We start from the raw sequence: 14358 nt of genomic DNA on the forward strand, positions 1-14358 counted from the left end.
GTTCACAGACCAAGAAAAGGGAATTCCGGTTCTGGCCGCCGTCCGCTAAGCAGATCGGCCAATGCCCGGCCCGAGCCAACACCCATCGTCCAGCCAAGCGTACCGTGTCCCGTATTGATATACAAATTGGGGATACGGCTACGGCCGATGATGGGCACATTCGAGGGAGTGGACGGGCGCAAGCCCGACCAATAGCTGACGCGCGCGAAATCGAGCGCGTCGGGAAAGAGTTCTTGCGCCAGGCGGGTCAAGGCTTCGCAACGGCTGGTGTTCAGGCCCCGGGAGTATCCCGAGAGTTCTGCCGTGCCAGCCATGCGCAACCGGTCGCCCAGGCGCGAGAACACGATTTTGTGGCTGCTGTCCGTCAGGCTGACCGTGGGCGTGGCCTCCGGTTTCAACACCGGGAAGGTCGCCGAGTACCCCTTGGCGGGATAGACGTTGCAGGGGATGCCCAGCGGACGCAGCATGTTGGGGCTGAAACTGCCCATGGCCACCACGTAAGCGTCGGCCGAGACCGCGCCGTAGCGGCCATCGGGTTCAATGACCTCGACGCCTTGCACGGTGCCGCCCTGGGTCAAAAGGCGGGTCGCCCGCGTGCTGTAGCGGAATTCGACGCCGGCGCGGGCGCAGCGTTCGGCCAGCGCGACCGTGAACAGGTGCACGTCGCCGCTTTCGTCTTCGGGGGTGTAGTCGCCCCCGACGATCGTTTGCCGGTGGGGCGCCAAGGCGGGTTCGATGGCGATGACCTCGTCGGCCGAGACCACCCGGCGTTCCACGCCGAAATCGCGCATCAGCCCGGCCGCGCGCTGGGAGTTTTCGAATTCGTGCGGGTCACGGTAGAAATTCAGGATGCCGCGTTCAAGGTGGTCGTATTCGATGCCCAGCTCGGCACGCATGCCGCGCAGCGTGGCACGGCTGTACTCGGCCATGCGGACCATGGCGCGGATATTCGGCGCCAGGCGGCTGGGCAGGCATTCGCGCAGGAACGCCAAGCCCCACATCCATTGCCGCCAATCCAATTGCGGGCGGAACAGCAACGGCGCGTCGTCCTGGAACATCCATTTGAGCAGCTTGAGCGGAGCCTGCGGATTGGCCCACGGTTCGGCATACGAGACCGAGATCTGCGCGCCGTTGGCCAGGCTGGTTTCCTGCGCGGGACCGGTGCAGCGATCAATGACCACGACGTCATGGCCGGCCTGGCTTAGCCACCAGGCGCTGGAGATTCCGATAATGCCGCTACCCAATACCGCTACTTTCATGCCCGCATTGCTCCTTGCGTGCCAAATCGGCTCACGGACCCGATGTCCGCCCCCTTGGCAAGCCGCTGCCAAGGCAGTTTACCCCGCCGATTTGCCTTCGCCTACGTATAAAAAAGGGCCCCCACGCCGCGCACGCTTTGCGTGCTTGCTGCCCCCCGAGGGGGCCTTTTTACCTTGGGGCGGCCCAGCGGTAAAAAAAGCCCCCACCCCGCGCACGCCTTGCGTGCTTGCTGCCCCCCGAGGGGGCCTTTTTACCTTGGGGCGGCCCAGCGGTAAAAAGGGGCGGAAGTCACAAAGCTTTTCCGCTTGTGAATTCCACCCCTCGTGCTTCGTGCCGGTCCGGTTACGACGCGGCTTTCGCCAGGTCGGCTTCGGACGTGAAGGCGTCCGCGTAGAACTCTTCCGGCGGCAGGCCGCTCTGCGCGCTGAACTCGCGGCGGGCGGCGTCGACCATCAGCGGCGTGCCGCAGGCGTAGACCTGGTGGCCGGACAGATCGGCGATGTCCTGCATGACGGCCTCGTGGACGAAACCGGTGCGGCCCGTCCAACCGTCTTCCTGCAGCGCGTTGGACACGACCGGGACATAGGTGAACCCCGGCAGCAGGCTCGACCAGGATTGCGCCAGCGCGTCCATATACAGGTCGCGCGGACGGCGTCCGCCCCAATACAGGGTGACCGGCCGGTTGATGTTCTTGTGGATCATGTGCTCCACGATGGCCTTCACGGGCGCGAACCCCGTGCCGCTGGCCAGCAGCACGATCGGCTTGTCGCTGTCTTCGCGCAGGAAGAACGAGCCGAACGGGCCTTCCAGGCGCAGGATTTCGCGCTCTTTCATCTGCGTGTCGCCCGCGCCGAAGACGTGGTCGGTGAACAGGCCGCCCGGCATGTGGCGGATGTGCAGTTCCAGCGGGCTGCCGGTGTGCGGCGCGCCGGCCATGGAATAGCTGCGGCGGCGGCCGTCCTTCAAGATGACTTCGATGTACTGCCCCGCGTAATAGCGGAACTGTTCCGAAGCCGGCAGCTGAAGCTTGATCACGGTGACGTCGGGCGCCACGCGCTCAAGCGTCTGCACACGCGACGGCAGCTTGCGGATCTGGATGTCGCTGGCCAGGCGGACCTCGGTGGATTCGACCACCATGTCCGACCCGGGACGGGCCTGGCAGAACAGCGTGTAGCCGTCGGCCAGTTCCTCGGGCGACAGGATCTGGGCGGGATACTGCCCGGCGTCGAACTCCCCGGACACCACTTTGCCCTTGCAGGTGGAGCACGCGCCGTTGCGACAGCTGTAAGGCAGCACGATGCCGGCAGCCAAGGCGCCGTCGAGCACGGTCTGGCCGGGCTCGACCGGGAATTGATGCTTGCTGGGTTGAATGGTGACCTGGAAGCTCATGATGAAACGATTCTGAGTTGACGCAGCGTCTTCCGGCCTGCCCGGAAGCGCGCTGCGCCCGGCCCGGCGTCAGGCCGGGAACTTGCGGATTTCCTTGACGCGGTTCGCGTCGTCCACCAACACCACCTGCGGCTTATGCGTGGCGGAATCAGCTTCGGACATCGGACCGTAGGTGCAGATGATCAGCAGATCGCCGACCTGGGCCCGGCGGGCCGCTGCGCCGTTCAGCGAGATGGCGCCGCTGCCGCGGGCCGCCTTGATGATGTACGTGTCGAAACGTTCGCCGTTGGTGACGTTGTAGAGCTCGATGCGTTCGAACTCGCGCATGCCGGCAGCGTCCAGCAGGTCTTCGTCGATGCCGCAAGACCCTTCGTAATGAAGGTCGGCTTCGGTGACCGTGACGCGGTGCAGCTTTGCCCGCAGCATGATGCGTTGCATGATAGAAATATCCTGGTTCGCGGCCCGGTCCGCGAAGCGTTGCTAAGTGATGCCCGGCATCCGGTATTGCCGTTGGAACCCGGTATTCTATAATTTTTGCCGCCCCGGGACGTCCGCTGCGTCATTGCGCAGGCGGCCGACTTCGCTGCAGGGGCCGAACAGCGCCCGCGCGCGCCTAGAAATCCAGTTCGATCTCGACCGCGTCGCCGACCTTCAGACGCGCGCCGGCCGGCGCATCCAGAATGGCGTTCTGGCCGAACACCACCCCGATTTCCAGATTCCGGTAGCCCGCCAGCGTACGCCCGGGCTCATCGTATTGCTGGGCCGTACGCTGGTCGATATCGGGGATCGAACACCGCGTGCAAGGTTTGACGAACGCCATCCGGACCCCGTTGGCGGTGATCATGGCGGTATGGTCTTCCTCAAAAGGCTCCCATTCGCCCTCGACCACGATATTCGGCCGGAAGCGGTCCATCGGCACCGGCGCCACGCCCTTGGCTTGCAAGCGGGCATTCAAGTCGTCAAGCGAGGCCTGGTTGGCGATCAGCAGGGGAAAGCCGTCGGCGAAACCGAAGTGGTGTTCCCCGGCGAACGTCTCCGCCAGATCGGGATGCGCGTCGACCCAGCGGGACACCCAATCAGGCTTGGCGTTGCGCTCGGCCGCCGCATCCACCTTGAGCAGGCGGCAAGGCGTCTTGAGGAAATCGGAAAACCATTGCCCGACTGCCGTGCTTTCGCGCCGGGCGGAAATGGTGTCGCTCCAGACCGCCACGGTTTCCGCCCCCGGCTCCAGGCCGGACCCGTCCAATGGCACATCCAGGTCGGCCATGCCCGGCGCGGACAGGCGCAGCGCGCCGGCCGTAAGCGCGGTGCGGATCAGCGCCATCGCCGGCCACTGACGCTGGGTCATGAATTGGCCGTCGGCGCTGATCAGCATCCAGCGGCGGTCTTGGGCCAGGCCGGCCCGGTCAATGGGGGACTCCGCCAGGTCGATGCCTGCGCAGGATTTGATCGGGTAGATATGCAAGCTGAGGATACGGGCGGACATGGCGGCGAAAAGTCAGCGGAGAATGCGCGGAAGGATAGCAGAGAGCGTGCCGCCTTCGGCGCGCGTCTTCCCCTGTCGCCGCCATGAAAAAACCCGGGCCAGGCCCGGGTTTCGAATGCGACGACAGGCGGTACCTTCTAGCCGCCGACCAGCTTCAAGGTATCCAGCGGCGTCACCGCCTTGAACCCCTTGCGCGTCGCGATATGTTCAGGACGCGGGGTCAGCCCGTACTTGGGCGGATTCAAGGTATTTTCCATGCTGTTGTAGACCATGAACACATTGGCGCGCGGCCACGGCGAAATATTGCTGTTCGAGCCGTGCATCGTGTTGCAGTCGAAGAACACCACCGAACCGGCCTTGGCCGTCATGGAACGGATGCCGCCCTGCTCCACCAGCAATTGCAGGCTGACCGGGTCCGGCACGCCGTACTCCTGCTTCTTCAGCGATTGCTTGTAGTGCTCGTTCGGGGTTTCGCCGACGCACGAGATGAATTGCCGATGCGAACCGGGCACCAGCATCAGCGGGCCGTTGCACTCGTTGTTGTCGGTCAACAGCACCGAGCAGCTGAGCGCGCGCATCGAGGGCATGCCGTCTTCGACGTGCCAGGTCTCGAAATCGGAGTGCCAATAGAACTCCTTGCCCTTGAAGCCAGGCTTCATGTTGGCGCGCGACTGGTGGATATAGACCTCGGAGCCGAGGATCTGGCGCGCCACATTGACCAGCCGGGGGTCGCGCACCAGGCGCGACAGCACGGGGTTCAGCACATGCACCATGAAGATGGAACGCACGGCATTGCTGCCGGGCTCGGTGATGGACTCTTCGCGCCGGATGATCGACGGGTCGCGCGTCATGCGCTCGACCTCGGACGACAAGGCGCGAATCTCGGCTTCAGAGAACAGGTTCTCCAGCAAGAGGAAACCGTCGCGCTCGTACTGGCCGACTTGCTCGCCGGACAGGGCGTTGGCGTACTGGCCGTCTTCATAAACCACCGGATCCTGACGGGCGATGATGGCGGAACTTCGATCCGTACGGGAGGCGTACGGATCCTGCGCAGGTGAGATCATGCGAACCTCCTTGTCTTGTTCAGGCCGCTTTGGCTTGGGCTTCAGGCAGGGCGTAGACGCCCTCTTTGTCATGCACTTCCTGGCCGGTCAGCGGCGGGTTGAAGACGCAGATGACGCGCAGCGGCTCTTTGCCGCCGCACAGCCAGTGCTCGTCGTTTTCGTTCAGGGCGTAGACCACGCCGGGGCCCAGGTCGTACTTCTTGCCGTCGGCGATGGTCTCGATGGAGCCGTCGCCTTCAATGCACCACACCGCTTCAAGATGGTTCTTGTAGTGGATGTGCGTGCGGCCGCCCGGGAAGATGGTGGTCTCATGGAAGGAAAAGCCCATTCCGTCCTTCTTCAGCAGCACGCGGCGGCTGACCCAGGTGTCGGTGCGGACTTCGTCGGCGGTGCCGATCACATCTTTGACGTTGCGTACGATCATTGGCGTTTTCCTCCAAATTTCAGAATGCGGGCAGACTGCCCCTCTTCGGCCAGCGCTTCAGCCACGCTGGCCTCGATCACGTCCAGGCCCTTGCTGAGCAGCTCTTCCTCGATCGTCAACGCGGGCAGCAGCTTCAGCACTTCGTCGTGCGCGCCCGAGGTTTCGATGACGACGCCCTTCTTGAAAGCGTTCTGCGCGATGCGGTTGGCCAGGGCGGGCGTCGTGTTGCACACCAGCCCCTGGATCAGGCCGCGGCCGCGCACCGACAAGCCGGCATTGGGATAGCTGTGGACCAGGTTTTCGAGCCAATCGCGGACCTGGCGCTCTTTGCGCTGGATCTCGGCGGTGAACGCCGTGTTGGCCCAATAGGTCTCCAGCGCCTGCGTCGCCGTGACGAAGGCCAGGTTGTTGCCGCGGAACGTGCCGCTGTGGGCGCCCGGCTTCCAGATGTCCAGCTCGGGCTTCATCAGCACCAGCGACATCGGCAGCCCGAAACCGGACAGCGACTTCGACAGCGTGATGATGTCCGGACGGATGCCGGCGGCCTCGAAGCTGAAGAACGTGCCGGTGCGGCCGCACCCGACCTGGATGTCGTCCACGATCAGCAGCATGTCGTGGCGCTTGCACAGCTTTTCCAGCTCTTTCAGCCAGCGCAGCGTCGCCACGTTGACGCCGCCCTCGCCTTGCACTGTTTCCACGATGACGGCGGCGGGCTTGTCCATGCCGCTGCTGGGATCTTCCAGCATGCGTTCCAGGTACGCCATGGTGTCCACGTCCGGACCGAAGTAGCCGTCATAGGGCATGAACGTCGTGTTGCCCAGCGCGTAGCCCGAGGCCTCGCGGAACTTCATGTTGGCCGTCACGGCCAGCGAACCGCCGCTGACGCCATGGAAACCATGGGTGAACGAAATCACATTGGGGCGGCCCTTGACCTGGCGCGCGATCTTCAGCGCGGCTTCCACGGCATTGGTGCCGGTGGGGCCGGTGAACTGCAGCGTGTATTGCCAGTTGCGCGGCTTGAGCAGCACGCGATCCACCGTCTCCAGGAAACGCTTCTTCGCGCTGGTGGCCATATCCAGTCCGTGGACGACGCCGTCCGACTGTACATACTCCAGCAGCTTTTCCTTGAGAACAGGATTGTTGTGGCCATAGTTCAGCGTGCCTGCACCGCTGAAGAAATCGATGTATTCGGTGCCGTCCTCATCAATCAGCGTCGAGCCTCGGGCCTGGCTGAATATCACGGGAAACGACCGAATGTAGCCCCGCACCTCCGACTCCATCCGGTCAAAGATTTTCAAGTCCATATGATTAATCCTCCCTTTCATCTCATAAGTTGACAGACGGCCAGCTCCCCTCCGGATGCGTGGACGCATTCGGATCGGCAAAGCCATCCCGGTATTTCGATAAGTCCGCTGGGGTTGCGCCGCCCTACGGGGCAGGCAATGCGAACGGGCCTATCCTCAACAGCATCTCGTCGTCATGGTCCGCGCCCCCGAACAATTGCCGGTCGAAGAACGGCTGCTCGGACACGTGGGCGCCCAGCTCGCCGGCCAAGCCGGTAAAGCTGCGGCGCGATGCCTGGTTGTCAGGCCCCACCGTGGTTTCAAGATGACGAACATGCGCGAGCCCCTTGCGCTGCAAGAGTTCGCGAAGCATGGCGCGGGCCAACCGGTGGCCGCGTGCGCGGGCGTGCACCGCAACCTGCCAGACGAACAACACGTCGGGCCGGGTCGGGATCACATAAGCGGAGATAAAACCATCGATACGTCCGCCGGCACTTTCGGCGATGACGCTGGTGTCGCTGAAATGCTCACACAGGAGCAAGTAGGCGTAGAGGGAATTCAGGTCGAGCGGCGGGCACTCGGAAATGAGGCGGTGAATGGCGGCGCCGTCTTTGCGGTCGGGCAGACGCATCGTATGGGTCTGCGCGCGAACCGCCGGCGCCACGGCACTTGAGAGAGTTGTTGTATCCAGTTCGATTGTCTTCATGCAACGATTCCCGATTCTGGGGGTGCCCCGCCCGTGGGCACTTCAAGGATGGGCGACGACACGTCGCCGTGCGCTTCCGCGGCGACTGCCTGGCCTTCTTGCTCCATCAGCGCCACGATGCGTTCCAGCGACAGCGTGATCGTGGCTTGCTCAAGTTCAGGCAAGGCGTTCAGCGCGTCGGCCAGATGCTTCTGCAACGGCGATGGCGCGCCCTGCGCCAGTTCACGGCCGGTGTGGGTGGCCGTGACGAAGACGATGCGGCGGTCTTCACGGCCGCGCTCGCGGCGGATGAACCCTTTGTCTTCCAGGCGGTCCAGGATGCCGACCACCGTGCTGGGGCTGACGTGCATCTCGCGGCTGATGGCGGTGGCCGTCATGGGGCCGTTGGCCATCACCGTACGCAAGCACATCAGTTGAGGCGCGGTGATGTGGCTGACTGCTGACAACTGGCGCGAATGCAATGCGATCGAGCGCGTGATGCGGCGCAGGGCTCGCAAAATGCGCAGGTCGTACTGCTGTGTCGGATCGGATTGCGCGGCGTTGTTCATGGAAATTAAGAGTTCGATCAAATTGATTTCTACACAAATGATATGCGCACGATTTATTCGAGTCAAACAAAAACCCCCTGCATGATGTAAATAAATAAACACGGAATTGCAGAAGATGACCGCAGGATTGCCGGACTTGGCGGCGCCTCCCAGGGACGGCGCGCGCATCGGGCGGCCTAGTGAAAATCCTTAGACAAAACATATGTTTTTTTTAAGAACCAGGATTTATCATTTGTTTTTTTGATGATTCCCACGATGCCCCTCCCCACCGACGTCATCCTCACCCTGCAGGAGAAGCTGGAATCCCTGCCGCCCGAGCTGCAACGCGCGGCGCATTGGGTGGTGGCGCATCCCGCTGAAGTCGGCCTGTGGTCCATGCGCCGGCAAGCCCAGGCGCTCGGCGTGGCGCCGGCCACCATGCTGCGGCTGGCGCGGGCGGTCGGGTATTCCAGTTACGAGGATTTCCGTCAGCCGTTCCAGCAGGCCCTTGCAGGGCCGCGCAACCCGGGGCTGCGTGAGCGCGCCGCCGCCTTGCAGGCCGCCGCGGGCACCGCCGAGGCGCCCGGGCACGATGTACTGACGGAATACCAGATCCAGGCGATGAGCTCGGTGTGCGCCTTGAACCCGGCGGGCGCGTTCGACGCCGCCGTGCAGACACTGCTGAACGCACGCCAGGTCGGCTTCCTGGGCACCCGGTCGGCGTTCGGCATCGCGTTCCAGATGCGCTATGCGTATCAGCTGGTACGCCGCAACAGCGTGCTGATCGACGGCCTGGGCGGCGCCCCCGCCGAGCAGGCCGACAACCTGGACGCCGGCGACGCGCTGATCGTGATCTCGCAGGCGCCTTACCCCACGGCCACGGTGCAACTGGCGCGCCAGGCCGCGCAGCGGGGCGTCGCGCTGATCGCGCTGACCGACGACCCGCTGTCGCCGCTGGCCGTAGAGGCCCGCCACACGCTGCGTTTCGCCCCGCCCGACCGCGACGGCGTCCAGGCGCGCCCCGCGCGCCAAGGGCCCGGCTCGTTCTTCCATACCACCGCCGGCCTGCTGGGCCTGGCCGAGCACCTGATTGCGCGCCTGACCGCCCGCGGCGGCGCCGATGTGCTCAACCGCCTGACCGAAGTCGAAGATCGGCTGCGCACCGACAACGTCTACTGGGCCGCGCCCGCCTCGCGACGGCCTGGCTGACCGCCCGCCCCTTCCAACCATCGCCCTTTCCCACCGCCCACTCACGCATCCCGGAATCCCCATGAGCCAAACCCACGTCCTGCATCGTTCCCTACGCCAGACGCCGCCTGTCGCCGTACGCGGCCAGGGCGTGTGGATCCACGACAGCGCGGGCCGCGCCTATCTTGACGGGTCGGGCGGCGCGGCCGTCTCCTGCCTGGGGCACAACCACCCCGACATCCAGGCCGCCATGCATGCACAGATCGACGCGCTGGCCTACGCCCACACCAGCTTTTTCACCACGGAAGTGGCCGAGCGACTGGCCGACCGCCTGGTCGCCGACGCGCCTGCCGGCATCTCGCATGCCTACTTCGTCTCGGGCGGCTCCGAAGCCGTCGAGGCCGCGCTGAAGATGGCGCGCCAGTATTTCGTGGAAACCGGTCAGCCGGAACGCCGCCACATCGTGGCGCGCCGCCAGAGCTACCACGGCAATACGCTGGGCGCGCTGGCCGTGGGCGGCAACGCCTGGCGCCGCGCCCAATTCGCGCCGCTGCTGATCGAGGTCGAACACGTCTCGCCTTGCTACGCCTATCGCGACCAGCGCCCGGACGAAAGCCCCGAACAGTACGGCGAGCGGCTGGCCCTGGAACTGGATCAGACCTTCGAAAAACTGGGGGCCGGCACCGTGATGGCTTTCGTGGCCGAGCCGGTGGTGGGCGCCACGTCCGGGGCCGTGACGGCGGTGCCCGGTTATTTCCGCCGGATCCGCGAAGTCTGCGACCGTCATGGCGTACTGCTGATCGCCGACGAAGTGATGTGCGGCATGGGCCGCACCGGTACGCTCTACGCGGTGGAGCAGGAAGGCGTCGTGCCGGACCTGATCACCATCGCCAAGGGCTTGGGCGGCGGCTATCAGCCCATCGGCGCAGTGATGGCGCAGCAGCGCATCGTGGACGCCATGCAGCAAGGGAGCGGCTTCTTCCAGCACGGCCACACCTACCTGGGCCACGCCATCGCCTGCGCCGCCTCGCTTGCCGTGCAGGACGTGATCCGCCGCGACAACCTGCTGGCGCGGGTGCGCGAACAGGGCGCAGGCTTGCGCCAGCGCCTTGAACAGGCGCTGGGCGCGCATCCGCATGTGGGCGACATCCGCGGCCGGGGCCTCTTCATGGGCATCGAACTGGTGCAGGACCGCGGCACGAAGCAGACCTTCGACCCTGCGTTGACGCTGCATGCGCGGATCAAGCGCGAAGCCATGGCCCGGGGCCTCATGGTCTACCCGATGGGCGGCACGATCGACGGCCGCCAGGGCGACCACGTGCTGCTTGCCCCGCCCTTCATCATTTCCGACGACGAACTGGACCAATTGACCGAACGCCTGGCCGGCGCCATCGACGCCGCCATTGCACAGGCCCGAGCCTAGCGCCGGCCTGCGCGCGCAGCGAGGGGATCCGCCGCGCGCCGCCCGCCACCCGCGGGCACGTGATGATTCGTACAGGACGCCCCGCAGGCTCGCGGGGTGGACCAACCGCCGGCAAAGACCGGCAAATCACGGGGAAAAACCCCATAAGGAGTTTGCATGACCACGTCCGTCAAACATCCCTTGGGCCATCGCAACGCCTGGACGCTCGCCGCGGCAGGCTTGGCCACGGCATTGCTGTCCATGGCGCCGGCACCCGCCGCCGCCCAACAAAAGTTCGTCAGCATCGGCACGGGAGGCGTCACCGGCGTCTACTATGCCGCCGGCGGCGCCATCTGCCGCCTGGTCAATAAAGACCGCGCCACGCACGGCATCCGCTGTTCGGTCGAATCCACCGGCGGCTCGGTATTCAACGCCAACACCATCAAGGCCGGTGAACTCGACCTGGGCGTGGTGCAGTCCGACGTGGGCTTTAACGCCTACAACGGCGAGGGCCAGTTCAAGCAGGCCGGGCCCTATCCGAAATTGCGATCGGTATTTTCGATCCACCCCGAGCCCTTCACCGTCGTCACGCGCAAAGACGCCAACATCAAGAGCTTCGAGGACCTGAAGGGCAAGCGCTTCAACGTCGGCAACCCGGGCTCGGGCACGCGCGCGTCGATGGAGGAACTGCTGGCCACGATGGGCTGGACACTGAAGGACTTTTCGCTGGCGTCGGAACTGCGCCCCGACGAGCACGGTTCCGCCGTGTGCGACGGCAAGATCGATGGCTTCTTCTACGGCGTTGGCCACCCCTCGGCCAACATCCAGGACCCCACCACCAGCTGCGGCGCCAAGCTCGTGTCGCTGACTGGCCCGGCGGTGGACAAGCTGGTCGAGAAGTACCCCTATTACGCCCACGCCACGATCCCGGCCGGGCTGTACCCGAACAACCCCGCGGAAACCAGGACGTACGGCGTCACGGCCACCTTCGTCACGTCCGCCGACGTGCCCGACGCCACGGTCTACACCGTGGTCAAGGCGGTGTTCGACAACTTCGACGACTTCAAGAAGCTGCATCCGGCGTTCGCGAACCTGAAGCCGGCAGACATGGTGAAGAACGGCTTGTCGGCCCCGCTGCATCCGGGCGCCGAGAAGTACTTCAAGGAAAAGGGCCTGCTCTAAGGCCTGGCCAGCGCGCGCTCGCCGCGCGCCAGCACACAACGCGCGCCGCTTGGCCGGCGCGCGCCATGACTCGTAGGGGAATTTCATGACAAAAGCGCCGCACACGCCGGCCCCGAACCTGGAACAGCTTGTCGCCGACGCCGACCGCGGCGGCCGCAACGTGGGCGGCGTCGCCGGCGCCACGCTGGCGGCCGGCGCGCTGATCTGGTCCTTCTTCCAGCTCTGGTACGCGTCGCCGCTGCCGTTCTCGTTCAACTGGGGCATCTTCAACGACACCGAGGCGCGCGCGCTGCATCTCGGCATCGCGATGTTCCTGGGCTACCTGGCGTACCCGGCCAGCAAGCGCTCCGCGCGCGACCGCATGCCCTGGTACGACTGGATCCTGGCGCTGGCCGCCGGATTTTGCGGCAGCTACCTGTACGTCTTCTATAACGAACTGGCCGGCCGCCCCGGACAGCCCACGCCGATGGATGTGGCGACGGCCGTGATTGGCCTGGCGCTGCTGCTGGAAGTGACGCGCCGGGCGCTCGGCCTGCCCATGACGGTGCTGGGCCTGGTGTTCGTGGCCTACGCGCTGGCCGGCCCCTGGCTGCCAGACGTGCTGGCCCACCGCGGCGCATCGCTCGAACGCCTGATGTCGCACATGTGGCTGACGACCGAAGGCGTGTACGGCGTGGCGCTGGGCGTATCGGTGTCCTACATCTTCATCTTCGTGCTACTGGGGTCGATGCTAGACAAGTGCGGGGCGGGCAACTACATGATGCAGGTGTCGTTCGCGCTTCTCGGCCATCTGCGCGGCGGACCGGCCAAGGTGGCCGTGGTGTCCTCGGCGGTCAACGGTTTGGTGTCCGCCTCGTCGGTAGCCAACGTGGTCACCGGCGGCATCTTCACGATCCCCCTCATGAAGAAGGCGGGCTACGGCGGCGTGCGGGCGGGCGCGATCGAGACCGCATCGTCGGTCAATGGCCAGATCATGCCGCCTGTCATGGGGGCAGCGGCCTTCCTGATGATCGAATACGTCGGCATCCCCTACACGGACATCATCCGCCACGCGATCCTGCCGGCGGCGATCTCCTACATCGCGCTGTTCTACATCGTCCACCTGGAAGCGCTGAAGCTGGGCATCCAGCCGATGATGGCCGCAGGCCCCGTCCGCACGCCCCTGCAGAAGCTGGCGGGATGGGGCATGGGGATCAGCGGCACGCTGCTGGTGATGGGCGCGGCCTATTGGATCGGCACCGGCGTGCAGGCGGTGGCGGGGGCCGCGGCCATCTGGGTGCTGCTGGCGATCCTGGCGGCGCTCTATCTGTGGCTGTTGCGCGTTGCCGCGGCGCATCCCGACCTGCCGCAGGACATCGACATCAATCATCCCGTGCGCCCGCAACCTTGGCCCACCGTGCGCGCCGGACTGTATTTCCTGATCCCGATCGGCATCCTGGTGTGGTGCCTGAGCGTCGAGGAACTGTCCGCAGGCCTGTCGGCGTTCTGGGCGGCGATGGCCATGCTGTTCCAGATGGTGACGCAGCGCCCGCTGATGGCCTGGTTCCGCAAGCAGGACGCGGCTCCGGCCTGGCGCCAGGGCTGGCGCGACGCCATCGGCGGACTGCAGGACGGCGCACGCAACATGATCGGCATCGCGATCGCCTGCGGCACCGCCGGCCTGATCGTGGGCGCCATCACCCTGACCGGCCTGGGCCTGCGCATGACCGCGTTCGTCGAACTGGTGTCGATGGGCAACGTGCTGTTGATGCTGATCTTCACCGCGCTCGTGTGCCTGATCCTGGGGCTGGGCATGCCGACGACCGCGAACTACATCCTGATGGCGACGCTGATGGCGCCGGTCGTGGTGGAATTGGGCGCGCAGAACGGCCTGGTCATCCCGCTGATCGCCGTGCACATGTTCGTGTTCTATTACGGCATCATGGCCGACATCACCCCGCCTGTCGGCCTGGCCACCTTCGCTGCGGCGGCGATATCGGGCGAAGATCCGATCAAGACCGGCATCCAGGGCGTGACCTACGCCGCGCGTACCGCCATTCTGCCGTTCATGTTCGTGTTCAACCCGGCCCTGCTGCTGATCGACGTCAATTATGGATGGGAGCTGGCGCTGGTCGTGGCCGGCGCCACGCTGGCGTCGTTGACGTTCGCCGCGGCCACCATGCGGTGGTTCCGCACGCGCTGCACGTGGGCTGAAGTCGGCGTGCTGTTGCTGGCGACGTTCATGCTGTTCCGTCCCGACTGGTTCATGGACCATTTCGCGCCGCAATACGAAAGCCGTCCCGCCTCCGACATGCTGACGATTGCTGCGGCCATGCCCGACAACGGCCGCCTGACCGTGGTGCTGCGCGGGATCAATCTGGAGGGGGACGAACTGACCAAGACCGTCGCCGTGGCGCTGCCCGCGCTGGAGCCAGGTCCCGATGCGTCGGGCGCCGATGCGTCGGGCG

General features: G+C 65.4%; 13 protein-coding genes. 4 read left to right on the top strand and 9 right to left on the bottom strand.

The genetic code is table 11. The annotated features are described in order from the left end of the window. Positions 1-2: 2 nt before the first annotated feature. From ACO6D5_RS09855 to ACO6D5_RS09895, 9 genes are all read right to left on the bottom strand, one after another. A complete protein-coding gene (locus tag ACO6D5_RS09855; RefSeq protein ID WP_315528455.1) occupies positions 3-1259 on the bottom strand; it encodes a D-amino acid dehydrogenase in 1257 nt (418 codons plus the stop codon). A gap of 343 nt (positions 1260-1602) precedes the next feature. Further along, positions 1603-2649 (bottom strand): CDP-6-deoxy-delta-3,4-glucoseen reductase, encoded by a 1047-nt coding sequence (locus ACO6D5_RS09860; RefSeq protein WP_485825256.1) that lies wholly within the window; start codon positions 2647-2649, stop codon positions 1603-1605. Between the two features lie 69 nt (positions 2650-2718). Next, positions 2719-3087, bottom strand: a complete 369-nt coding sequence (panD, locus tag ACO6D5_RS09865) for an aspartate 1-decarboxylase (protein WP_006224022.1) — start codon at positions 3085-3087, stop codon at positions 2719-2721. A 175-nt stretch (positions 3088-3262) separates the two neighbouring features. Continuing rightward, positions 3263-4135, bottom strand: coding sequence for an MOSC domain-containing protein (locus tag ACO6D5_RS09870; protein WP_485825257.1), 873 nt, complete (start codon positions 4133-4135; stop codon positions 3263-3265). Positions 4136-4272: 137 nt separating this feature from the next. Then, on the bottom strand, positions 4273-5199 hold the full coding sequence (thpD, locus tag ACO6D5_RS09875; protein ID WP_006227525.1) for an ectoine hydroxylase: 927 nt from the start codon (positions 5197-5199) through the stop codon (positions 4273-4275). A gap of 19 nt (positions 5200-5218) precedes the next feature. Then, on the bottom strand, positions 5219-5623 hold the full coding sequence (locus tag ACO6D5_RS09880; RefSeq protein ID WP_332613399.1) for an ectoine synthase: 405 nt from the start codon (positions 5621-5623) through the stop codon (positions 5219-5221). Next, entirely contained in the window at positions 5620-6927 is a 1308-nt protein-coding gene (ectB, locus tag ACO6D5_RS09885; protein ID WP_315528461.1) for a diaminobutyrate--2-oxoglutarate transaminase, read from the bottom strand. Before ectB ends, ACO6D5_RS09880 begins: the two co-directional genes overlap by 4 nt. Positions 6928-7051: 124 nt before the next feature. Then, positions 7052-7612, bottom strand: a complete 561-nt coding sequence (ectA, locus tag ACO6D5_RS09890) for a diaminobutyrate acetyltransferase (protein ID WP_315528463.1) — start codon at positions 7610-7612, stop codon at positions 7052-7054. Further along, a complete protein-coding gene (locus tag ACO6D5_RS09895) occupies positions 7609-8160 on the bottom strand; it encodes a MarR family winged helix-turn-helix transcriptional regulator (protein WP_485825281.1) in 552 nt (183 codons plus the stop codon). The genes ectA and ACO6D5_RS09895 overlap by 4 nt, the downstream gene beginning before the upstream one ends. A gap of 255 nt (positions 8161-8415) precedes the next feature. Between ACO6D5_RS09895 and ACO6D5_RS09900 the strand changes: the two genes are divergently transcribed. From ACO6D5_RS09900 to ACO6D5_RS09915, 4 genes are all read left to right on the top strand, one after another. Further along, the gene (locus ACO6D5_RS09900; protein WP_485825258.1) at positions 8416-9348 is read left to right on the top strand and encodes a MurR/RpiR family transcriptional regulator; all 933 of its coding nucleotides are present in this window, start codon (positions 8416-8418) and stop codon (positions 9346-9348) included. A 61-nt stretch (positions 9349-9409) separates the two neighbouring features. Further along, positions 9410-10750, top strand: a complete 1341-nt coding sequence (locus tag ACO6D5_RS09905; RefSeq protein ID WP_485825259.1) for an aspartate aminotransferase family protein — start codon at positions 9410-9412, stop codon at positions 10748-10750. A 156-nt stretch (positions 10751-10906) separates the two neighbouring features. Next, positions 10907-11911, top strand: a complete 1005-nt coding sequence (locus tag ACO6D5_RS09910; protein WP_485825260.1) for a TAXI family TRAP transporter solute-binding subunit — start codon at positions 10907-10909, stop codon at positions 11909-11911. Between the two features lie 85 nt (positions 11912-11996). After that, positions 11997-14358 (top strand): TRAP transporter permease (locus tag ACO6D5_RS09915; protein WP_485825261.1); only part of this gene is annotated, 2362 nt, incomplete at its 3' end.

The organism is Achromobacter sp. (assembly GCF_057314935.1).